The sequence below is a fragment of the Shewanella cutis genome (genome assembly GCF_022410515.1).
GTDB classification, from domain to species: domain Bacteria; phylum Pseudomonadota; class Gammaproteobacteria; order Enterobacterales; family Shewanellaceae; genus Shewanella; species Shewanella cutis.
In genome coordinates this window covers 839,097-860,289 of sequence record NZ_JACSDI010000001.1, presented here as the reverse complement: position 1 = coordinate 860,289, position 21,193 = coordinate 839,097, and the positions used below count along the sequence as shown (strand labels likewise).

The following is a 21,193-nucleotide window of genomic DNA, read 5'->3' as shown; positions in this document are numbered from 1 at the left end:
TTGCAGCAATTTGGCTGGCGTTTATGTAAGGCAAAGTCCGTGCTGTGTAGTTATTCTACATAAACGGACGATAACGCGGCAGAAACGTCAGCCAAATGCTGCCCGAAGGGTTCGTCTGGCAAGCCCTTGCTCTTACTTTCTGTCATAAGAGAGCCGCTCGTTATTTGAGTAAACTACACATCATTCCTCGTTTCGCGAGCACATGCTTGCCAGAACGAACAAAATCTAATCTCGAAACGTCAACACGCTCTTGGACGTGTTGAGATGATTCTTTGAGTCAGATTGATGCTTTAGAAGGAAAAAATCCGAATATCATCGCTATTCGGATTTTTAATTTTCAGGCTAATCTTAGCAAGATTTGCATTGATGCTAGCAGGATTAGACGCCGCGATATTTCAGTGAGAGGCCACGGATAAAATTGCGCAGGATCTGATCGCCACAGGCCTTAAAGTTTTTATGATCTGGATTGCGAAATAGCGCGCTAAGCTCAGATTTTGACATTTGCACTTCAGCGAGCGCTAGGGTGGCCACAATATCTTCTTCACGCATTTCGAGGGCAACACGTAATTTTTTGAAGATTAAGTTGTTGTTTAATTTTGATACTGGTTTAGGGATTTCAGCACCTTCACGCAGACCACGTTTTTCGATGATTAGACCATCTAAAAACTGACACAGGGTCGTATCGTTACAGGCTTTATAACCTTCTTCCTCTTCTTTGCGCAGTAGGTTAATCATCTCTTCGGTGGAGACTTCTCTTCCAACTTTGGCAAAAATCTTAATCATTTTGGCATTGCTGAAATCGAATACGAAGCGCAAACGGCGCAAAATATCATTGTTTATCATGGTCATCTCTAGGCGCGGCTGCGCAGTCTGGTTTAAGAGCAGATAGTATATACCCAAACCACTTGAAGAGGCAGGATTCCGCGGTATTTGTGGTGTTAATCATTAATATCACGCTTATGTTCAAGATGTTCTAGGTCTTCACCCAATACCAGTAAATAAAAAGTACGGCAAAAATAAGTAAATAGCTTAAGCCAATCCAAGAGAGGTATTTCATTTTTGTGCCGTAACGGTCAGCTTCTGGGAGTTGGCTGCTGGTCATTAAGCGATAATTTAACCATGCAAAGACCACTGTGGTCATAAAGGCCAAGATCATCACAAACTCCAGCAATGGCAGCAGCGCGCCCTTAAAAAACAGGATTAACAACAATCCTAACGCACTGACACTGAGCATGATGCCTGTCAGGCGTTTATCCGATTGTGCTTCAGTCACTGCAGACTTAGAGAGTAGTTGCCAGCCCATGTTTAGGGTGCGGCTATAGCCATCGATAACAGTCACTGTGGTGCTGAAAATACATAAAAACGCTACGATACCAATCAAATAGCGGCTTTCACCACCCATGACTTGGCTATATAAGTTGATTAACTGATTTGCAAATTGGGCACCCGATTCAGAGAAATGTTCGCCGCTGCCATGCATTACAAGGGCGCCTAATGCCAGAAAGACCACCGCCAGCAGGGCAGTGACGATATAGCCTAAGTTAAAATCGAGCAGAGCTTGCGATGGTGTTACTGGCGAAGTCTTTTGTTTTTCCAGTAACCACAAGGAATTCCACGCGCTGACTTCAATCGGTGCTGGCATCCATCCCATCATGGCGACTAAAAATCCCACATGGGCCCACTGCCAAGGTGAGGGAGACACAAACTGACTTTCCAGTGGTTTCATATGATCAAATGCCAGCGCGACCGCAATTAAAGTGGTGAGCGTCAGGGCAAAAATAATAATTTTGGTCAGTTTATCGAGCAGAGAATAATGCCCTAAAATCAATAACAACAGTGAGCTTATTAGCACCAACAGCGCCAACACATCAATAGGTAAGGGGATAAACTGGGTGAGCATGGCGGCAGTTAACATGCAAACTCCCGCGGTACTGGCGATGGAGGCTATCACATTGAGGCCTGTGAATAGCCACAGATAACCCCGGCCTTGCTTAAGATATCCATGCAGTAAACTTTCGCCCGTTGCTGCGGTGTAACGTGCCCCTGCGGCAAAGAACGGATATTTCAGCAAGTTCACGCCAAGAATGACCCAAGCCAATTGCCAACCAAATTCTGCGCCAGCGCGTGTGGATGACACTAAATGCGAAGCTCCAATCGCGGCGGCCGCCATTAACACGCCGGGGCCCATTGCTTGTATGCCAAGGGCGAGCTGTGCAGTCCAATTTATGGAGAGTGGTTTAACTTGATAACTAGCCATAGGTGCTGCGTGTTTCCTTATCCATTGGAAATGATCTTGTTGATACTGAGCTATCTGAATACTTAAGTCGCGGTATTATCTGTTAAGAGTTGTATTTAGAGGCGAGTAAGCCTTCGATACGTTTTAAACTTGCGGTCATTTCTACCAGTTGAGCGAGTAGCGCATTATCGTTTGTAGCGGGTAATGCTTCAGGTTGTGGGGGGAGGCCACTCAAGCGCTCTTTTTGCTCCAAAATCTGTGCTCTAAAACCTGGTGCATCGACTATGCCCACTAGGCTGATTAAGGAACCCGTTCCCGATTGCCCCGCCGTTTCGACGGTGAGTTTATGTAAGCCCATGAGTCTCATAATCGGACCTTGAATTAAGGCAATATCGGTGATCTTATCTAAGGGAACCGTGTTTTCGGTGCGCGTTAATATGCCCCTACGCACGATAAGTTTTTTGCTGGTGAGACGCGCGCTCATATTGTTGATATAGCGGCGCGTTCCCCATAAGCCGAGAGGAAACCAGAGTAATAATAATGGGATACCAATAATACTTAGGCTGAAATAAGCCGCTCCAGAGAGTAACCAATATAGGCCTAAATTGGCTTCAAATTCCGCTTCATGAATGGTGTTATCTTGCATTTTTACCCTAAGCCCTGTGTCCTGTTTGGGTTATCTTGAGAAAATACATTGTTTTTGTTATTAACAAAATAGCAACGTCAGTGAAGTAGAGATTTTTGTATCTGACATTATTTGTAGCGAGGTTTTTTGTCGTTATTTTATACAACCAGACACTTACGCAGCAGAAACGCGAACTCAACGCTACCTAAAGGGATTATTCTGGTGAGAGTATTTGTCACATTCCCATAATCCAATCAATCGGTATTAGCAAAAATGGAAGCCGTCTTTGCAGTAGCGCTATTTGGGGCGGGTCAATTAAAAACAAAAGGGCAGAAGTAAAACTTCTGCCCTTCTTATTAAGTCGTTTAGCGTTTATAGCTGAGTCGCCGCCCATTTAGCGCGACTTTCACGGCTCTCACTTAGCCCATTTTGTTCGCGGTAAGCTTTATAGGCTTCTACGTTCAAATTGATTAGGCTAACATCCACTTCGAGCACGAGTTTGCATTCTTTTTTAATGCGCCATGCCGCGGTGTTGTAAAGCTCTGTCAGTGGCAGAGAGCTTAAAAATTCCGGGTTATATTGGGTGTAAACGGCTTGGGTTGGATACACCACAAAGGCTAAATGACGCTTAGGCTCTTTCTTAAATAAGGCTTCGATGCCGTCTGTGGTATTGAGCACTTGCATCTCGATAATATCATCGAGATCTAATAGTTTTTTTTGCGCCAGTTCAGGGGCCTGTGTCTCAGCATTTTCCCATGCTAATACGTCGGCTTCGCTGTGGTTGGTCAGTTGGCCTACTTGAGCCGCACTGAGGCTGAGTGATTGGCGTAAGTAGCTCATTTCGATGGCGTTTAAGCCAATATTTTTAGACATAATGCGGTTCTCAAGTTGATAAAAATAAAATCAGTATTTGTTTTTAAGCCAAATATCTTCGACCCATTCCCAGAAGGATTCCCAATAGGTATCGGTAAAGTCACCGTTTTGCCAAAAATGGACTTGGCCATCTTGGTCAATACAATAAAAGTCATCGCCTAGTTGGCAGATGGCAATTAAGTCCCTTGGCAGGCCGATTGACCAAGCATAGCAGGTGACTTCAGGCAAATAGGTGTGTGAATAGGGATCGGCCGCGGTGACAGGCTCAATCGCGCCATAAATCACATCACTGGCATGGAGTAGGTATTCCTTTAATTCCCTCGGCAGTGGGATGAGTATTTGCTCCTCCACTTCCACTAATTGCTCGAATGTGGGTAACTCGAGTGGCACAGGTACGGTTTCGCTGCGTTCTTGGAGTTGCTCAATAATGTCGTGCATGGAATGTCCTTAAGGGTCGCCTTATGGCGCGGGATTATATAGGTAAACGGGGTGGGATGCGAGGGACGGGCTGTGGGCGCTTAAGTGGTGTTAGCCGAGATTAATCGCTTGGATATGTCGCTTGTTGGCAATTATTGTTAATTCAGTAAAAAAAAGCGCTGGTATCTTTACAGAAAACCAGCGCAAAAGTGGAAGAGGGGATGTGTTAAGCGACTGAGCTGTTTAGCAGGGTTCCTTCTGCAATGCGTTTATAGTTCAGCCATGCTTTGTGATACAGCTTATGGGACTCTTGGCGCAGTTTGGCAATTTGTGCGGTTTCAAATTCACTTAACTGGCGTTGTTGTTTAAGGGCATTGGCTTCAATTTGCTGCACTTGTTCGTAGACCTTATGCTCAGGGCCGCTTTTGATGTCGGCAATTTCCTTAAGGTGTAATTGCACTTCGGCAATCATGCCGCTTTCAGGTAAACGTACCAGCAGGTTGAGATCGCGGTAACCCGAGGCTTTGGGTTCGGCGAAACGGTTCTTTAGTTTCACGACCTGCGTTTGCTCACTTAGGGCGTAATAGGCTTGCATTAACTCTGAAATACTATCAGCCACAATACTGGCACGGGCGAGATCGGTTATCTGACTCGCATCACCGTTAAATTTGCTAGCGACTTTTTCAGCAGCGCGTTGGTAACTTTTCACTTCAGGCAATATTACGTGCGTCTGTGAGTGAGTGGTGATTTTTTGCAGTAAATTTCCGAGTTCATACTGTGCAGCGTGAGCACCTAAATATAAGTTATCTAAGCAATTTGATGATTGGCGTGGTGTGTCGAAGGTTTGACTGCTTAGCGCGTATAATCCATGTAGGTCATGGCTTTGTGCCTGTCTTGCGCTATAACTGCCACGTTCGGCGCTACTGTCATTGATGACTAATGGATTGGCTACGCCAGTGCGGGTCGATAATAAGAGTAGAAAGATAAAAAAGGTACGAAATAACTTATTCATAACGGCCTACTTCCTTATGGGAGTGATACACATCACAGGGACACCATAGGCTGAAATGGCTTAATTAAAGCTGAATCAACGATGAAGACTTGTTCATGTTCGGCCCACATTAGGGCGTGTTGACATTTCGAGATTAAATTTTGTTCGCTCTGGCAAGCTCGTGATCGCGAAACGAGGAGTGACGTGTAGTTATTCTACTCAAATGACGAGTGACAAAGAGCAAGAGCTTGTCAGACGAACCCTTCGGGCAGCGTTTGGCTGGCATTTCTGCTGCGTTATCGCCCGTTTATGTAGACTAACTACACTGCACGGGCTTTACCTTGCATAAAAGCCAGCCAACTCGCTGCAAAAATAACCCTGAAACGTCAACACGTCCTAGACTTTGCCAATAAAAATGGCGCCGCTAAAAAGTAGCGGCGCCATTATGTTGGTCAACTATTGCGTTGAGCTAACTATTGTCTTGAATTAATTTGGCATTACCAAATTTTTACGCGTTTCTCTGGCGCGATATACATCGCATCACCTGGTTTTACATCATAGGTGGTGTAGAACTCTGGCATGTTAGACAGTGCGCCCAGCGCGCGGAATTCCGCAGGTGAATGTGGATCTGTTGCTACGCGGTTACGCAGGGCTTCTTCTTTGGCTTTTGCACGCCAAATTTGGGTAAAACCGATGAAGAAACGTTGATCGCCAGTCAGACCGTCGATAACCGGTGCTTCTTTACCATTGAGTGATTTTTTGTAAGCGCGGTAAGCGATAGTCACACCTGATAAGTCACCGATGTTTTCACCTAAGGTCAGGCTGCCGTTGACATGCAGATCGTCAAACACATAGTAGCCATCGTACTGAGCGATCAGTGCTTTACCACGGGCAGAGAACTCTTCTAAGTCTTTTGCTGTCCACCAGTCACGCATATTGCCTTCGCCGTCGAACTTAGCACCTTGGTCGTCGAAACCATGGCCCATTTCGTGACCGATAACCGCACCGATACCACCGTAGTTCACGGCGTCATCTGCTGCCATATTAAAGAATGGTGGTTGCAGAATCGCGGCAGGGAACACGATTTCGTTCATGGTTGGGTTGTAGTAGGCGTTAACCGTTTGTGGCGTCATGTGCCATTCGTCTTTATCAATTGGAGCGCCTAATTTAGCCAGTGATTTTGCGTGTTCAACTTCGCTTGCGCGTACCGCGTTACCCATTAAATCATCGGCTTTGATGGTCAGCTTGCTGTAATCTTCCCACTTGTTTGGGTAACCAATTTTCGGATTGAATTTCGCTAACTTTTCCGCCGCAGCTTGTTTAGTCGTCTCGCTCATCCAAGTGAGATCTTTGATACTGTCGCCGTAAGCACCGCGCAGGTTTTCAACCAGAGCTTGCATACGTTCTTTGGCCTCTGGAGCGAAGTGACGTTTCACATACACTTTACCAACCACTTCACCTAAAACACCGTTGACTGCAGCTACACCGCGCTTCCAACGTGGCTCTTGTTCTTCTTGACCATTGAGGGTTTTAGAGAAGAAGGCAAAGTTTTCGTTGTCAAACTCTTCACTCAAGTTGCTTGCCGCATGGGTCAGCACTTGCCATTGCATGTAGGTTTTCCAAGTTGCTAGATCGGTGGTTTTAAGCACTTCGTTCAGGCCTTGGATATAGCTTGGTTGGTTAACGATAATATCGGTTTGTTTGTCAGCACCTAATGCCGCTAAGTAGCCGGTCCAGTTGATATCTGGCGCTAAGCTTGGCAGATCTTTAACTTGATAAAGGTTATAGGATTTAGTGCTATCGCGGGTTTCAACCACATCCCAATGTTTTGCGGCAATGGCGGTTTCAAGGGAGAGGATAGACTCTGCGCTAGCTTTGGGATTGGCAAGGCCCGCTAGCGTGAACATTTTTTCGATATGAGCTACGTAAGCTTTGCGGATATTAACGAAACGCTCTGACTCGTTAAAGTAATAGTCTTTTTCAGGCAGGCTTAGGCCGTATTGATACAGGTGAGTCGCGTAACGGCTAGAGTTTTTCGCATCGATATCGATGTAGAACGCCATTGGCGTACCCGCACCCATGATTTGGCTATGGGCGAAGTATTTAACTAGTTCGTTTTTATCTTTTAAGGCGTTGATGGCATCAAACTCGCCTTTGAGTGGCGTGACACCTAATTTGTTTAATGTGGCAGTGTCCATAAATGAACGATAAAGATCGGCCACTTTTTGCTCGTCGGTGCCTTCAGCCAGGTTTGGCGTTGCAGCGACTTCTTCGATAATGGCTTTGACATCGTCACGTGATTTTTCACGCAGATCGTAGAAAGCACCAATGCTAGTGCGATCGGCAGGGATTTCGGACTTTTTCAACCAAGCGCCGTTAACATATTGATAGAAATCATCCTGCGGACGAACTGATTTGTCGAAGTTTTCAAATTCGATACCAGAACCCAATGCTTTAGTGACAGCGGCAGCAGTGGCGGTTTTCGCGGTTTCGGGAGCGTTAACTTCTGCTGTTTTGTCATTACAGGCAGTAAGGCCTGCGATGAGTGAGGCACACAGTCCCCCAATGAGTACTTTTCTCATGTCGTTTCCTTCGAGTTTGTTATTGTGCCCATATCAGGGGCTATTTGGGTTCTAAATGGGATTGCTTCAGGCGCAATGCAATGTATGTTAATGCTTTACTGGGAATCTAAACAAGGTAGTTACACTTTTTAGGGCGGATTTATTATCTAGCAGTTGTAACTAAAAATTACCATAACGTTAATTGCTCTAAAAAGCGGCAAACATACCGTATGCAAGCTTTACCAAGTTAGTAGGTACTTAGTTTCTATATAACAATAGGATGACGTCGTTTTAGTTTGGGCTTTGTCCTTTTATTGATTGGGTCCATAATACGTCAGTTTTCATTTATTGAAGTTGAGTTATCCTGTGCGTTTAGACAAATTTATTTGCGAAAGTACCTCGCTGACACGTTCCTTGGCTAAAAAAGCGATGCACCGTGGCGATATCACCTGTGATGGTATTGTGATTAAAGACGCTGGCTTTAAAGTGCTGGAAGGCATGCAAGTATGCCTCGACGGTGAACCTATTTCTCTCGTTGGCGAGCGTTACCTTATGTTGAACAAACCTGTGGACACCATTTGCTCGACCATAGATGAAGTCTACCCTTCAGTATTGAGCCTGCTGGATATTGAAAAGCCTGAAACATTACATATTGCCGGCCGTTTAGATGCTGATACGACAGGTTTAGTGCTGATCACCAGCGATGGCAAGTGGTCGCATCGGATCACTTCTCCTAAAAAAGATTGTGGCAAGGGGTATTTAGTGACGTTGGCAGAACCTGTAGATGAGAGTTTAATTGCCATTTTTGCCGCTGGGGTGGCACTGAAAAATGAAGATGGCCTCACGAAACCTGCGATGCTTCAAATCATTGAGCCACAATTGGTGCGTTTAACCATTACCGAAGGGAAGTATCATCAAGTGAAGCGCATGTTTGCCGCAGTGGGGAATCATGTGGTTGGCTTACATCGTGAAAGTATTGGAAAAATTGAACTTGACTCAGACCTTGCCTTAGGTGAGTGGCGTTATCTGACGACTGAGGAAATCGCTTCAATTTAATGCTATGTGTGCAAAAAATGCCGCTTAATGAGAGCGGCATTTTTGTATTGGATGTTTACGATAGCGAATGACTATTGCTTTTTGAGGATCAGATTACCGCTAATAGTGTCCATTTTTACGCTGGCGCTACCTGAGCCGGTTTGGAAGCTTAGAGATTCATTTTGCACGTATTTTTGTTTTTGTGGCACATCTTGACTTAAGCCATTTTTGATTTTGCCACCTGGGCCGCCATTGAGCTCGAAGCTGGCATCGGGCGTATCTGTAAAGCTCACCATCATATCGCCACTCACGCTTTCAAGATTGGCTTTAGCAAACGTTTTTGCTAGCGACACTTGGGTATCGCCGCTGACGGTACGTACATTAACCTCTTTGGCGGTTTTAAAGTCGCCTTTCACTTCCCCTGAAACCTGCTCAACCTTGACTTTGTCGGCTAAGGTTTGGCTGTTGAGATCGCCGCTCACTAAGCGATATTTGATTTCACCTTTACTTTCAGCATCTTTAATCTCGCCAGACACAGTATCTAACATCACTTTGCCTGTTAATCCTTTAGTGATGATATTGCCTGAGACAGTGTGCAGCGTTGGGCTGCCTCCCAGATTGTCAGCAGTAATATTGCCGCTGACAGTATTGAGCTCAAGTTCGCCCTGAGTCTGACTCATTTGCAGATTGGCAGAAACCGTGTCAGCACTGAGCTTAACGGTCTTAGGCACCTTAATGGTGAGTTTTGAGCCGTTGTTGTCACTGCCGTTATAGTGGCGGGGCATTTTATCTTCAATATTTAGATTGTTACCTTTTTGCTCGAAAACAAAACCTTCACTCAGCTCATCAAGCGTCCCTGTGACGCTGACTTCATTTTTATCCCAGCTCTGGATTTGTACTTCGCCCCGTTGGACTTTGATCTGTAATAGGGTATCTGTGCCAATGCTCATTTGCTTATCCACACTTTCAGCGGCGAATGCATTGCCCATTAAGCCAAGATAAAGCGTTGATACTAAGAGACTGGTTTTCTTGAGGGTAAAATGACTCATATGCTATTTCCTTGTGTTGAGTTTTGAATCGAAAGTTTTTGGCTTTGTTGGAGTAAATCGAGTTCTCGTTGCTGCACCCAAAGCCAGAGTTGCCATAGTTGTTTATCTGTCGGATTGGCCTGAAGTGCTTGAAAAATCTGCTCGCCAGCCTGACGTAATTCCACTAATCCTTGTTCTAATGGCGCACTAAAACGGCTGGTTTGCCAGACGACTGTCGCAGGTGTTTGCGTTAAGTTAGCAACTTGAGTCTGATGGGTTTGTGCGATTTGACTGAGCAAGGTTTGGAGTGCGTGTTCATCACCCGTCTGTTGGCTAGCGATTTGCTCTGGGCCACTCAATAACGCTTTTTCTGGATTGAGATGATTGAAACCGAAAAACATTGCTAGCAAGACTGTCGCAGCAATTGCCCATTGCGCACCTTGCTTTGGCCTTGCTTGGGCTGGAGCAAAAGTAAACTGCAATGGCTTATCCATACGTTTTTCAATGCCTTGCCAAAGGTCCTGCTCCGGCGCTAATTCTTTGGGGGCATTAGCAATCAATAGCTGGAGCGTTGTTTCGCGGGGATCGGATGATAAGGACATTACAGCATCTCCTGTAGTAATTGCTTGGCTCTGTGGTATTGGGTCTTACTGGTACCTACGGCAATACCGAGCAATTGGGCAATTTCTTCGTGTTGATAACCTTCAATGGCACAGAGCACAAACACAATGCGTGCCCGCTCTGGCAGTTTGAGGATCAATTTGTCTAGCCCTTGATAGTTTTCGTCTGAGCTTGGGTGTTCAGCATCGCTTTCCATAGGAATAAAGCGCGCCCAAAAGGATTTTTGCTTACGCATAAAACTCAGTGCTTGGTTTACACAAAGCGTGTGTAGCCAAGTAGAAAACTGACTTTCTCCCTTAAATTGCGGTAATTTTTGCCAGACCAAAATAAAGCACTCTTGGGTAATTTCTTCCGCCTGCGAGGCTTGGCCGCAAAGCCGCAACGATAAGGCATACACCTTTTTATGATGGGTTAAATACAGTTGTTTAAATGCGGCTCGATTACCTTGGCTTGCTAAGGTGACGAGATCGAATTCTGACATCGCATCATCGAGTGGGAGTCTCCCTGCCGTCACTGTATTTTCCTGTCATTGGGTGAAGTACTGATTAGACGCGTTGAAAGGCTAAAAAGGTTTGTATCGAATAAAAAAATATTATTTACAGCGAAAGATATTGAGTCAATCATCACAAGATTGTAGTAAAATTAATGATGGCTATTACTGCTAAGTTTATGAACTTATTAATTTTATACCAAGTGGTATTCTGTGAGATAACTCACTTAGCGTGAAATCGCAGACTATACTTTGAGGGCTTGACTCGTTATGGGTACTCAACGGAAATAGGCGAATTTAGGAGTATTGAGTAGCGTATAAACAATAAAATGAAAAGATGAACTTTTTATGTCAAGGCAATATTTACGGTAAAAGACGTTACTCCCAACTATCTTTTTAAGAGACGTTATTTATTAGGGGCTTTTTATGTTAATCCGCTCGAAATTGTTACTCAGTGCTGCCGTATCCGTAACGGCTGTGATTGCCATGTTTGGATTGCAACTTTATACAAATTCGGTTGAGTCGGAACTCTCCCATGCGGCGCAAACCGTGCTTGAACTCGAGCGTGATGTGTTGTTGCTGCGTAAAAATGAAAAGGATTTTTTTGGTCGCAAAGATATTCAATATGTTGAAAAGCATAAACAAACTCATGATCAAATAGATGGCATGATCCCGAGGCTTGAGAGTATTTTTAAAAAATACGATGTACCTGTTGCCTCCCTCGAAGGTTTTGATCGTAATCTCAACCAATACCAACTGGCATTTAATGAAGTTGTTCAACTACAGCAAGAAATTGGCTTAACGCCTAAAACAGGTCTTTATGGCACCCTAAGAACCGCGGTGCACAATATCGAATCCATGCTTAAGGAATATGACCAATTATCCTTACAAGTTGCCATGCTACAGCTCAGACGCAATGAAAAAGATTTTATGTTGCGTCGCGAAATGAGCTACGTAGAGACTTTTGACAGTAATATTGTGGTGTTTAATACCAGTCTAAGATCGTCAAGTTTAGATTTCGATACGCAAAATAAAATTGCCGCCTTGATAGACCAATATCAAAAGGATTTTAAAAGCCTTGTCAGTAAAGAGCAGCAACTGGGTTTGGATGAAAAACAAGGCACGATGGCGCAATTAGTCGCAGCCAATCGATTAACTGAATCCAGCGCCGACGAACTGCATAACCTTGCGTTGAAAGCAATTGATGAGACTGAGAAGAGCAGCAGGAATATTGGAGTCGCTGTCTTTCTGATGATTGCATTAATCCTCGGCATAATTACATATCTAATAATCCGTAGCATTATTAATCCCGTTGCGCGTATTACACAGGTCATTTCACGCATCGAAGTGAGCAAAAACTTAACCCTAAGATGCGATGCATCTACTCAGGATGAATTAGGTGAAATCGCACAGCATTTCAATAGCATGGTGGGCAGTTTCCAGCAGCTTATCGAGCAGGTGATTGACTCTGCCTCTACTATCAACACCTCAAGCAAGAGTGTTTCCGAAAATGCGATGCTTACCTCAGAAGGTGTTGCGCAGCAGCTCAATGAAACCGATATGGTGGCGACTGCAATTACCGAAATGGGAGCAACTATTGATGAAATTGCTAAAACCACGGAACTTGCGGCCCATAAAGCGGGTAAAACCCATGATAATGCCCAGATGGGGCAAACTGAAGTTGAACAGACAATTGTTAAGATCAGGCAGTTATCAGAACAAATCAATACAAGTGCATCTGTGGTTGATGAGCTAGAACGCGATAGCGAAACCATTGGTAGTGTGCTGGATGTGATCCGTGGCATTGCAGAGCAAACCAATCTGCTGGCGCTCAATGCTGCGATTGAAGCGGCGCGCGCAGGCGAACAAGGACGAGGCTTTGCGGTAGTGGCTGATGAGGTACGTAGTCTTGCTATGCGCACTCAGTCATCAACCCAGGAAATTGCCAATATTATTCAGACATTACAAAGCCGAACTCGCGCGATTGTGCAGTTAATGGATGCGAGCCAAAAACAAGGAGCAGAAAGCGCTGAGCAGGCTGCCGCAGCTGGGGAGTTACTAAAACTTATCAATAATGACGTGCGTAATATTATGGATATGAGCACTCAGATTGCCGCTGCGATTGAAGAGCAAAGTATGGTGGCTGCTGAAGTGAATAAGAACGTCGTTGTTATCCGTGATATTGCAGAGGATTCGTCTCGAGCGGCAGATGCCAATGCTTCAGCATCGGATGAATTAAGAACTCGCGCCGAATATCTTGTCAGCGCAGTAAGCCACTTTAAAATCTAATATTTGCGCTAACAACAATCAGCTCCAACAAAAAACGCACCTTAAGGTGCGTTTTTTATGCAAGCGCCAAAATTAGTGGCTGAACATTGCAGAGATAGATTCTTCGTTGCTGACGCGGCGAATGGCTTCAGCCAATACCGCCGACATAGTCAGTTGAGTCACTTTTGCGACTTGTAGCATTTCAGGGCTTAAAGGTACAGTGTCAGTGACGATCACTTCATCGATTACTGAGTTGGTGATATTTTCAGCTGCTTTGCCAGAGAATACTGGGTGCGTTGCGTAAGCAAATACGCGGTTTGCACCATGCTCTTTCAAGGCTTCAGCCGCTTTACACAGAGTGCCACCTGTGTCGATCATATCGTCAACGATAATGCAGTCACGACCTTGTACGTCACCGATAATGTGCATGACTTGCGCAACGTTTGCCTGTGGACGACGTTTGTCGATAATCGCTAAATCAGAATCGTCTAACAGTTTTGCCACTGCGCGAGCACGTACCACACCACCGATATCAGGAGAGACAACCACAGGGTTATCTAACTTCTTCGCTAACATGTCTTCTAACAGTACTGGGCTGCCGAACACGTTGTCTACAGGAACGTCGAAGAAGCCTTGAATTTGCTCAGCATGTAAATCACAGGTCAAAACGCGGTCAACACCGACGCTAGACAGGAAGTCAGCAACCACTTTCGCAGTAATAGGTACACGTGCGCTACGGACGCGACGGTCTTGACGAGCATAACCAAAATAAGGAATAACAGCAGTGATACGACCCGCTGAAGCGCGGCGTAGCGCATCAACCATCACGATCAGTTCCATTAGGTTATCGTTGGTCGGCGCGCAGGTGGATTGGATGATAAACACATCGGCACCACGTACATTTTCGTTAATCTGGACACTGATTTCACCATCGCTGAAACGACCAACTACTGCGTCTCCAAGTTTACAAAATAGACGATCGGCTATCTTCTTAGCGAGACTGGGGGTGGCGTTCCCAGCAAAGAGCTTGATGTCGGGCACTGTATGAACCTCAGGCGTTTGCTTTATATTTTAGTGGCTAGAGCAACGACGATGCGGGGACAGGAGCGAACCCGTGGGCTATCGTGAAAAAGTTGCTCTAGAAGAAAGTAGTTTATGGACGATTGAGTCGCACTATAAGCGGCGAAATATTCATCCCTTTTGCAACAAATCCTTGCATATCAGACGGTAATTTCGCCAAGGCTGCGAGAGCTTGCTGCTGCGACGAAAACTCCCCAAACACGCATGCGCCCGTTCCGGTCATTCTCGACGGCGCATATTCTAGCAGCCAGCCTAAGGCCTTGGCAACTTGAGGGTATTTAGAAACCACCAGTTCTTGGCAATCATTTGCCCAAGGTTGGCTCAATAACGTGTCAATGCCAAGCTTAGGTGTATTACGGGGTAGTAGTGGATCTTGGAACACGGCTGCGGTGGAAACATGGGCATCAGGCGCAATGACTAAATACCATAATTCAGCAGGATTAACCGCCTGTAAACGCTCACCCACCCCCTGTGCAAATGCGGCGAAACCATGAATAAAAACAGGGATATCGGCACCGAGTTTTAATCCAATCGCCGCTAGTTCATCATGGGATAATTGGGTGTTCCATAACCGATTTAAGGCCACGAGCGTGGTGGCCGCATCCGATGAGCCACCGCCTAAACCCCCACCCATGGGGAGACGTTTATCGAGCCAGATTTCAGCGCCACCGTTAAAGCCAGTGGCTTGTTGCAGTGATTTTGCGGCTCGCAGAATTAAGTTATCGTTATCCGCGACAACCGCCGACATCGTCGAATGCAAAATGAGTTCAGGCGTATCAGTTACGCGAAATTCGAGTTGATCGCAACAATCAACAAACTGAAACAGGGTTTGCAATTCATGGTAACCGTCGGCACGGCGTCCGTTGATATGCAAAAACAGATTGAGCTTGGCGGGCGCAGGCCAATTACGTGAAATCTCTTGGGACATGCTAAGGTTTTTCTCCGAGCAGTATTGAGGGTTTACCTAAGGCTTGCCATTGATTAAGTTGCAGCTTGAGCTGTAAATCACCGCGTTCGAGTGTTAACTGATAAGGCACCTTGGCACCACTTTGGGATTGCCAGCTTAAAAATGTGACTAACCAAGGCGGTGGTGTTTGCACATTTTGCAGCTGCTTAGCTTGACCTGCACTGTCAACGGCAATGACGCGATCTAAACTGCCAACTTGCCCTGTGATCCACAGGGGTAAATCGTTAATCGGGATGGACCAGCCACTGACGCGCTCAAGCAAGGCTTGAGCGTTAGTATCGCGAAAATCTTTGCCATCAATATGCAGGTGAGCCGAGTGAGGCGTCGCCTCTAGAGTTAATACTGTGGTACCTAACATCGTGGTGAGCGTAAGTTCGTCGCGCTCCTCACTGTGGCGCCAATAGAGATTGGCACTGAGCTTATCTTCAGGAGTACGGATGGCAAGCTTGCCCTGTAACTCCCACGCCTTGGCTTGGGCTGCATTATCGACCGTAATCGGGCTGAGATCGGTCATTGGCGGCAGTGTTTCACAGCCGCCTAAAAACAATAGGCCGCTCAAGGCGATACAAGAGAAAATGGATTTTGTGAAGCGCTTCAAATTATTCATCTATAACTGATATACCAAAGTCCTTATGATACGAGGGCTTGAAAAGAATACCAATGCCATTTGTAAAATTTCCATTGGCAGTCACTTGGGATAACTTCAGCCGTGCTAATCGGTAATTGTCTATCATTGATAGAAAATTTAGGTAAGAAGTTAGACCTTTATTCGGTTTTGTTAAGCGTATTCTGTTTTTAGTTGGGCCAATTCAGTAGAATGCCCTTATTAAGTAGAGACGCCAAGAATCTAGAAAAGAGTCAGATGAGCCTTGTAGCAATCGGTATTAACCATAAAACAGCCACGGTAGACCTGCGTGAGAAAGTCGCCTTCTCTCCGGACAAAATTCATGATGCCATGAAGAGTCTGGCCAGTCGTACACGCTCGGGTGAAGCCGTTATCGTCTCGACCTGTAATCGCACTGAATTGTATTGTAACAATGGCGATGAGACCGATATCATTGAATGGCTTGAAGAATATCATGGCCTAGAACATCAAGATGTCGCGCCTTGCCTCTACAATTATCATGGGCAAGAGGCGGTAAGGCATTTGATGCGCGTCGCTTCAGGTCTTGACTCGTTGATCCTCGGTGAGCCGCAGATTCTTGGTCAAGTTAAACAAGCCTTTGTCAAAGCCAAAGAAGCCGGCACTGTTGCCTTAACTATTGACCGCTTGTTCCAAAATACCTTCTCAGTTGCAAAAAAAGTGCGTACCGAAACCGAAATCGGTGCCGCAGCTGTATCGGTCGCCTTTGCGGCTGTTAGCATGGCAAAACATATCTTCTCTTCACTGTCGACAACCAAGGTACTGTTAATTGGTGCGGGTGAAACAATTGAGCTAGTGGCAAAGCATCTAAAAGATAACGGCGTTGCTTCAATGGTGGTGGCAAACCGTACTTTAGAACGTGCCCAAAGTATGTGTGAAGAGTTTAATGCCACGGCAATTACACTGGCACAGATACCAGATTTTCTCCCTAAAGCCGATATCGTGATATCCTCTACCGCCAGCCCGCTGCCAATTCTTGGTAAAGGCATGGTAGAAAAAGCGCTAAAGCAGCGTCGCCATCAACCTATGTTATTGGTTGATATAGCAGTTCCTCGGGATATTGAGCCAGAAGTCGCCGATTTGGACGATGCGTTTCTGTATACAGTGGACGACCTGCATAGCATTATTGAACAGAATAAGGCTTCCCGTAAGGAGGCCGCCGAGCAAGCTGAATTAATTACTGAAGAACAATCTCATCTATTTATGGAGTGGGTGCGTTCTTTAGAGTCGGTCGACAGTATTCGCGAGTATCGCAGCCAGAGCATGGCGATAAAGGATGAGTTGGTGGAACGTGCCCTGAATAAATTAGCGCAGGGGGGCGACACTGAGCAGGTATTGGTTGAATTAGCCAATCGCCTGACCAATAGACTCATTCACGCACCCACCCAAGCCCTCACGGTGGCCAGCCGTCAGGGGGATTTGAATACATTAGGTCAGTTAAGAACAGCGCTCGGATTAGATAAAAACTAAGGTTAGCGAGTTAAATGAAGGAATCCGTTATCCGCAAGCTGGAAGGCTTGCTCGAGCGCAACGAAGAAGTCTTAGCTTTGCTTGGCGATGCGTCGGTTATCGCCGATCAGGATCGTTTTCGTGCGTTATCCAAAGAATATTCTCAGTTAGAAGAAGTGGTTGCAGGCTTTAAAGCCTACCAGCAAGCGCAGGCTGATCTCGAGTCTGCCAAGGAAATGCTGGAAGAAGATGACGCCGAAATGCGCGAAATGGCGCAGGAAGAAATCAAGGCCGCTAAAGCTGAACTTGAGCGTCTCGAAGCCGAGCTGCAAATTCTGTTACTGCCAAAAGATCCTAACGACGACACCAACGCCTTTATCGAAATTCGTGCCGGTGCGGGTGGCGACGAAGCGGCGATCTTTGCCGGTGACTTATTCCGTATGTATAGCCGTTATGCTGAAGCCAACCGTTGGCAGCTCGAGATTATGAGTTCAAACGAAGGTGAACACGGCGGCTTTAAAGAAATCATTGTTAAAGTCAGTGGTGAAGGTGCTTACGGTAAACTCAAATTTGAATCCGGTGGTCACCGTGTTCAACGTGTGCCTGAAACTGAATCCCAAGGTCGTGTACACACCTCAGCCGTGACTGTGGTAGTGATGCATGAAGTACCTGAAGCGGAAGCGATTTCAATCAACCCAGCCGATCTGAAGGTCGATACTTTCCGCTCATCGGGCGCGGGTGGCCAGCACGTTAACAAAACTGATTCTGCGATTCGTATTACCCATATTCCGACAGGGATTGTGGTGGAATGCCAAGATCAACGCTCGCAACATAAAAACCGCGCCCAAGCGATGAGCGTGTTAGCGGCGCGTATCCAAGCCGTTGAAGATGAAAAGCGCCGCAGCGCCGAAGAGTCGACTCGCCGTAGTCTGGTCGCCAGTGGTGACCGCTCCGAGCGGGTGCGTACCTACAACTTCCCGCAGGGCCGCGTGAGTGAACACCGTATCAACTTAACCTTATATCGCTTAAACGAAGTGATGGAAGGCGACTTAGACGCGATTTTAGGACCGCTGATGCAAGAGCATCAGGCCGACCTATTAGCCGCTCTGGCTGATGAGCAGGGGTAATTTTGGCTGATCAATCTTGTATCGCCGAGGCCCTGCAATGGGCCTATGTTCAGTTAGCGCCCACCTCTGAATCCGCACATCTGGATGCAGAGGTTTTATTATTGTATTGCCTCAATAAAAACCGTGCTTACCTGTACACTTGGCCAGAAAAAGCCTTGACGGTGGAGCAATGGAAACGCTTCCAGCAAATGGTGCAACGTCGCCAACAGGGCGTACCCGTGGCTCACATTGTTGGCGAGCGTGAGTTTTGGTCACTGCCCTTTATTGTGAATGACACGACCCTGATCCCACGGCCAGATACCGAGATCTTAGTCGAATCTGCTTTAAACTTACCCCTTGAGAGCAATGCAAAAGTGCTCGACTTGGGTACAGGAACGGGCGCAATTGCACTGGCGTTGGCTTCTGAGCGTGCGAGTTGGCAAATTACTGCGGTCGATAAAGTGGAAGATGCGGTTGCGCTGGCCAAAGCGAACCGTACTAACCTGAAACTTGAACAGGTTGAGATACTGCAGAGCGATTGGTTTAGCGCAATTACGTCCCATGACTTTGATTTAATTGTTTCCAATCCTCCCTATATCGATGAGGCCGATGAGCATTTGCATCAAGGTGATGTACGTTTTGAGCCACAAAGTGCGCTTACCGCGGCCGATGAAGGCTTTGCCGATCTTTACTATATCGCTAAAACCGCTCGGGATTATTTAAAGCCTAACGGTTATATTCTGCTTGAACACGGTTTTGAGCAGGCGGTAAAACTGAGGGCAAAACTCATCGAACTTGGTTATCAGAATGTCGCCACGGTGCGGGATTTTGGCAGTAATGACAGATGCACTATGGGTAAGTGGATGGGATTAATTGGAATTTAATATCTAATCCAATCCTGCTGAGTGTTAAAAACGCCATTGATTATCCGTCAATGGCGTTTTTGTTTATGCATCTGCTGAGATTGATAGCCTTTGCTTAGTCCACAACGAAACGTCTTAAACACCGCATTCAACCTTCGCCAGAAGTTAGAGCGCCTTCACCATAAAGAATTTACTGCCGATTTCTGGGTAGGCTTGCTGCACCCATTGCACCTGATAACCATGGCGTTCATAAAAAGGTTTGGCCTGAAAATCTAAGGTGTCGAGTAGGGCAAATTGGCAGCCGCGTTGTTTGGCCTTGCTTTCGGCCTCGCGTAATAAGCGTGAGCCGATGTGTTGTTGGCGTAATGCTTCATCCACCCACAAATAGTCGATCAATAGCCAATTGCCAAAGGTTTTGCCGCTTAAGCCCGCGAGCAAGTTACCGTCATCATCCTGTAATTTTAAACCAAGATTTTGGCGTTTCAGCGTTTGCCAATGTGCCTGATTAAATTCGATGATTTTTTGTTTTACCGTGTCGGCAAATTCGGTGGACTCATCGGCAATTATCATTAAATTCATTGTGGTTTCCTGCAAAGTGCGGGGAGATGTTCCGCCAGCGAATCTCGCGCGTTAGGCATTGGTCTAGCGTTATGATTAGGGTAAACTAGCGCCTTTGTCACTGGCCATAAGTATCACAATGGAAACTTTTTACAGTCTTTATCCTGCTGTTAAGCACTTGCACTTAACCTTAATTGCCGTGAGTGTGCTGTTTTTTGTCGTTCGGTTTGTGTTGCATTTACGTCAGTCAGCACTGATGGGCAAGAAGGTATTTAAAGTCGCGCCCCACGTGATTGACACTTTCTTGCTAGTTTCAGGATTAGTGCTGTGCTTTATGATCAAGCAATATCCCTTTGTGGATCCTTGGTTGACCGAAAAGATCGGTGCTGTCGTTGCCTATATTGCCTTGGGTGTCATTGCGATAAAAGCCAACAGAAACAAACTGTTCAAAGTATTCGCCTTCCTCGGCGCTATAGGTTGGTTGGTTTACGCGGCTAAATTGGCGCATTTTAAACAAGCGGTATTATTGGGTTAATGGGTAAATACAATCTGCAAGATGGCATTTCATTGCCCGAGTCGGCATTGGATGTAGGTGCTCACCTTGGATTTTCAAACCTCGAAGCGGCGAAATGGGCTTGGTTTGAATTGGCGGGAGCCGTATTAAGTCATTATCTGGTGGATCAACAACAACGCTTAACGGCGTTGTTTCGTTGGTTTTATCAAGATTTGGGGTTCTGTGTTCGCGAAAATTACTTCAGTACCGAAGCGGCGGACTTAGGCACTTGTCTTATCACTAAACAAGGCAATAGCACCACACTGTCGACGGTTTTGATATTATTGGCTAAGCAGCTTGATTTAGAGCTTGAAGCGCTTTTGTTACCGGGTAATACCGTGCTTCGCAGTAAAATTGCCGGTGTTGTGCGTTATCACGATCCATTGACAGGAAAGGAACTGACTAAGCATCAGCTTCATGTGTTAGTGCGCGGTGAGCTGGGTAACGCGGCGCAACTTAAGCCGAGCTACTTAAAAGCGGCGTCGGTGAAGAAGCTGATTTCGCGTATGTTACACGAGCTTAAGGCGGGATGTATTGTTTCCCATCAATTTGAGGCTGCGATGGAATGTTGTAACTTGTTACTGCAGTGGCATCCCGATGATGTGCACTTAAATCGTGAACGTGCCTTTATCGCTCAGCAGCTTGGATGCATTAATGTTGCAGCGGCCGATCTGCAACATTTTGTCGATAACAGCCCACACGATCCTGTTATCGAAATCGTTAAGATGCAGCTTAAAGAACTGAGTGAACACGCTGAAATCTATCATTAACCTTTAAAGGAGAGCCTATCTGGCTCTCCTTGTTTATCATAAAAATAACCATAAATGGC

Annotated in this window: 21 protein-coding genes; 7 read left to right on the top strand and 14 right to left on the bottom strand. The window is 46.0% G+C overall.

The genetic code is table 11. From position 1 onward, the window contains the following. Positions 1 to 378: 378 nt before the first annotated feature. The 7 genes from H9J30_RS03920 to H9J30_RS03890 form a co-directional block, all read right to left on the bottom strand. Positions 379 to 843, bottom strand: a complete 465-nt coding sequence (locus H9J30_RS03920) for a YehS family protein (RefSeq protein ID WP_037422212.1) — start codon at positions 841 to 843, stop codon at positions 379 to 381. A gap of 130 nt (positions 844 to 973) precedes the next feature. Beyond that, the gene (locus tag H9J30_RS03915; protein WP_240129772.1) at positions 974 to 2,257 is read right to left on the bottom strand and encodes an Nramp family divalent metal transporter; all 1,284 of its coding nucleotides are present in this window, start codon (positions 2,255 to 2,257) and stop codon (positions 974 to 976) included. Between the two features lie 82 nt (positions 2,258 to 2,339). Further along, positions 2,340 to 2,882, bottom strand: a complete 543-nt coding sequence (locus H9J30_RS03910) for a PH domain-containing protein (RefSeq protein ID WP_240129771.1) — start codon at positions 2,880 to 2,882, stop codon at positions 2,340 to 2,342. 351 nt (positions 2,883 to 3,233) lie between these two features. Then, the gene (locus tag H9J30_RS03905) at positions 3,234 to 3,734 is read right to left on the bottom strand and encodes a DUF4447 family protein (protein ID WP_240129769.1); all 501 of its coding nucleotides are present in this window, start codon (positions 3,732 to 3,734) and stop codon (positions 3,234 to 3,236) included. Positions 3,735 to 3,764: 30 nt separating this feature from the next. After that, a complete protein-coding gene (locus H9J30_RS03900; protein ID WP_011623923.1) occupies positions 3,765 to 4,172 on the bottom strand; it encodes an SMI1/KNR4 family protein in 408 nt (135 codons plus the stop codon). Between the two features lie 205 nt (positions 4,173 to 4,377). Continuing rightward, entirely contained in the window at positions 4,378 to 5,163 is a 786-nt protein-coding gene (locus H9J30_RS03895) for a RelA/SpoT domain-containing protein (RefSeq protein ID WP_240129768.1), read from the bottom strand. 476 nt (positions 5,164 to 5,639) lie between these two features. Then, on the bottom strand, positions 5,640 to 7,724 hold the full coding sequence (locus tag H9J30_RS03890; protein WP_240129767.1) for a M13 family metallopeptidase: 2,085 nt from the start codon (positions 7,722 to 7,724) through the stop codon (positions 5,640 to 5,642). 345 nt (positions 7,725 to 8,069) lie between these two features. On the opposite strand from H9J30_RS03890, the gene rsuA reads away from it, so the two are divergent. Beyond that, positions 8,070 to 8,759, top strand: a complete 690-nt coding sequence (rsuA, locus tag H9J30_RS03885) for a 16S rRNA pseudouridine(516) synthase RsuA (RefSeq protein ID WP_240129766.1) — start codon at positions 8,070 to 8,072, stop codon at positions 8,757 to 8,759. A gap of 71 nt (positions 8,760 to 8,830) precedes the next feature. Here the strand turns inward: rsuA and H9J30_RS03880 are convergent, their stop codons facing one another. The 3 genes from H9J30_RS03880 to H9J30_RS03870 are packed head-to-tail and all read right to left on the bottom strand — an operon-like array spanning position 8,831 to position 10,901. Next, complete coding sequence (locus tag H9J30_RS03880; RefSeq protein ID WP_240129765.1) at positions 8,831 to 9,787, bottom strand: DUF4097 family beta strand repeat-containing protein; 957 nt, start codon at positions 9,785 to 9,787, stop codon at positions 8,831 to 8,833. Beyond that, the gene (locus H9J30_RS03875) at positions 9,784 to 10,368 is read right to left on the bottom strand and encodes an anti-sigma factor (RefSeq protein ID WP_240129764.1); all 585 of its coding nucleotides are present in this window, start codon (positions 10,366 to 10,368) and stop codon (positions 9,784 to 9,786) included. The genes H9J30_RS03880 and H9J30_RS03875 overlap by 4 nt, the downstream gene beginning before the upstream one ends. Then, positions 10,368 to 10,901, bottom strand: a complete 534-nt coding sequence (locus H9J30_RS03870; protein ID WP_240129763.1) for an RNA polymerase sigma factor — start codon at positions 10,899 to 10,901, stop codon at positions 10,368 to 10,370. The genes H9J30_RS03875 and H9J30_RS03870 overlap by 1 nt, the downstream gene beginning before the upstream one ends. Positions 10,902 to 11,303: 402 nt before the next feature. On the opposite strand from H9J30_RS03870, the gene H9J30_RS03865 reads away from it, so the two are divergent. Next, positions 11,304 to 13,166 (top strand): methyl-accepting chemotaxis protein, encoded by a 1,863-nt coding sequence (locus H9J30_RS03865; RefSeq protein ID WP_240129762.1) that lies wholly within the window; start codon positions 11,304 to 11,306, stop codon positions 13,164 to 13,166. Between the two features lie 72 nt (positions 13,167 to 13,238). Here H9J30_RS03865 and H9J30_RS03860 read toward each other — a convergent pair whose 3' ends face one another. From H9J30_RS03860 to lolB, 3 genes are all read right to left on the bottom strand, one after another. Continuing rightward, the gene (locus H9J30_RS03860) at positions 13,239 to 14,186 is read right to left on the bottom strand and encodes a ribose-phosphate pyrophosphokinase (RefSeq protein WP_240129761.1); all 948 of its coding nucleotides are present in this window, start codon (positions 14,184 to 14,186) and stop codon (positions 13,239 to 13,241) included. Positions 14,187 to 14,298: 112 nt separating this feature from the next. Beyond that, positions 14,299 to 15,153, bottom strand: coding sequence for a 4-(cytidine 5'-diphospho)-2-C-methyl-D-erythritol kinase (ispE, locus tag H9J30_RS03855; protein ID WP_240129760.1), 855 nt, complete (start codon positions 15,151 to 15,153; stop codon positions 14,299 to 14,301). A gap of 1 nt (position 15,154) precedes the next feature. After that, positions 15,155 to 15,799 (bottom strand): lipoprotein insertase outer membrane protein LolB, encoded by a 645-nt coding sequence (gene lolB, locus H9J30_RS03850; RefSeq protein ID WP_240129759.1) that lies wholly within the window; start codon positions 15,797 to 15,799, stop codon positions 15,155 to 15,157. Positions 15,800 to 16,054: 255 nt separating this feature from the next. Between lolB and hemA the strand changes: the two genes are divergently transcribed. Genes hemA through prmC form a run of 3 tightly spaced genes read left to right on the top strand, consistent with a single transcriptional unit; the run spans position 16,055 to position 19,274 of the window. Then, a complete protein-coding gene (gene hemA / locus H9J30_RS03845) occupies positions 16,055 to 17,305 on the top strand; it encodes a glutamyl-tRNA reductase (protein ID WP_011073598.1) in 1,251 nt (416 codons plus the stop codon). Between the two features lie 14 nt (positions 17,306 to 17,319). Continuing rightward, positions 17,320 to 18,411, top strand: coding sequence for a peptide chain release factor 1 (gene prfA / locus H9J30_RS03840; protein ID WP_109287930.1), 1,092 nt, complete (start codon positions 17,320 to 17,322; stop codon positions 18,409 to 18,411). A gap of 2 nt (positions 18,412 to 18,413) precedes the next feature. Next, positions 18,414 to 19,274, top strand: coding sequence for a peptide chain release factor N(5)-glutamine methyltransferase (prmC, locus tag H9J30_RS03835; protein ID WP_240129758.1), 861 nt, complete (start codon positions 18,414 to 18,416; stop codon positions 19,272 to 19,274). A 144-nt stretch (positions 19,275 to 19,418) separates the two neighbouring features. On the opposite strand, the gene H9J30_RS03830 is transcribed toward prmC, so the two are convergent. Next, entirely contained in the window at positions 19,419 to 19,832 is a 414-nt protein-coding gene (locus H9J30_RS03830) for a GNAT family N-acetyltransferase (protein WP_240129757.1), read from the bottom strand. A gap of 118 nt (positions 19,833 to 19,950) precedes the next feature. On the opposite strand from H9J30_RS03830, the gene H9J30_RS03825 reads away from it, so the two are divergent. Further along, positions 19,951 to 20,346, top strand: coding sequence for a SirB2 family protein (locus H9J30_RS03825; RefSeq protein ID WP_240129756.1), 396 nt, complete (start codon positions 19,951 to 19,953; stop codon positions 20,344 to 20,346). Beyond that, positions 20,346 to 21,134 (top strand): transglutaminase family protein, encoded by a 789-nt coding sequence (locus H9J30_RS03820; RefSeq protein ID WP_240129754.1) that lies wholly within the window; start codon positions 20,346 to 20,348, stop codon positions 21,132 to 21,134. Before H9J30_RS03825 ends, H9J30_RS03820 begins: the two co-directional genes overlap by 1 nt. The last annotated feature ends 59 nt before the right edge of the window (positions 21,135 to 21,193 follow it).

Excerpts from the sequence above, each read along its gene's own strand:
- H9J30_RS03905 (WP_240129769.1), bottom strand. The coding sequence starts at position 3,734 with ATGTCTAAAAATATTGGCTTAAACGCCATCGAAATGAGCTACTTACGC.
- H9J30_RS03880 (WP_240129765.1), bottom strand. The coding sequence starts at position 9,787 with ATGAGTCATTTTACCCTCAAGAAAACCAGTCTCTTAGTATCAACGCTT.
- ispE (WP_240129760.1), bottom strand. The coding sequence starts at position 15,153 with ATGTCCCAAGAGATTTCACGTAATTGGCCTGCGCCCGCCAAGCTCAAT.
- H9J30_RS03830 (WP_240129757.1), bottom strand. The coding sequence starts at position 19,832 with ATGAATTTAATGATAATTGCCGATGAGTCCACCGAATTTGCCGACACG.
- H9J30_RS03820 (WP_240129754.1), top strand. The coding sequence starts at position 20,346 with ATGGGTAAATACAATCTGCAAGATGGCATTTCATTGCCCGAGTCGGCA.
- H9J30_RS03910 (WP_240129771.1), bottom strand. The coding sequence starts at position 2,882 with ATGCAAGATAACACCATTCATGAAGCGGAATTTGAAGCCAATTTAGGC.
- H9J30_RS03875 (WP_240129764.1), bottom strand. The coding sequence starts at position 10,368 with ATGTCCTTATCATCCGATCCCCGCGAAACAACGCTCCAGCTATTGATT.
- H9J30_RS03915 (WP_240129772.1), bottom strand. The coding sequence starts at position 2,257 with ATGGCTAGTTATCAAGTTAAACCACTCTCCATAAATTGGACTGCACAG.
- lolB (WP_240129759.1), bottom strand. The coding sequence starts at position 15,799 with ATGAATAATTTGAAGCGCTTCACAAAATCCATTTTCTCTTGTATCGCC.
- H9J30_RS03900 (WP_011623923.1), bottom strand. The coding sequence starts at position 4,172 with ATGCACGACATTATTGAGCAACTCCAAGAACGCAGCGAAACCGTACCT.
- H9J30_RS03890 (WP_240129767.1), bottom strand. The coding sequence starts at position 7,724 with ATGAGAAAAGTACTCATTGGGGGACTGTGTGCCTCACTCATCGCAGGC.
- hemA (WP_011073598.1), top strand. The coding sequence starts at position 16,055 with ATGAGCCTTGTAGCAATCGGTATTAACCATAAAACAGCCACGGTAGAC.
- H9J30_RS03865 (WP_240129762.1), top strand. The coding sequence starts at position 11,304 with ATGTTAATCCGCTCGAAATTGTTACTCAGTGCTGCCGTATCCGTAACG.
- prfA (WP_109287930.1), top strand. The coding sequence starts at position 17,320 with ATGAAGGAATCCGTTATCCGCAAGCTGGAAGGCTTGCTCGAGCGCAAC.
- H9J30_RS03895 (WP_240129768.1), bottom strand. The coding sequence starts at position 5,163 with ATGAATAAGTTATTTCGTACCTTTTTTATCTTTCTACTCTTATTATCG.
- H9J30_RS03825 (WP_240129756.1), top strand. The coding sequence starts at position 19,951 with ATGGAAACTTTTTACAGTCTTTATCCTGCTGTTAAGCACTTGCACTTA.
- H9J30_RS03920 (WP_037422212.1), bottom strand. The coding sequence starts at position 843 with ATGATAAACAATGATATTTTGCGCCGTTTGCGCTTCGTATTCGATTTC.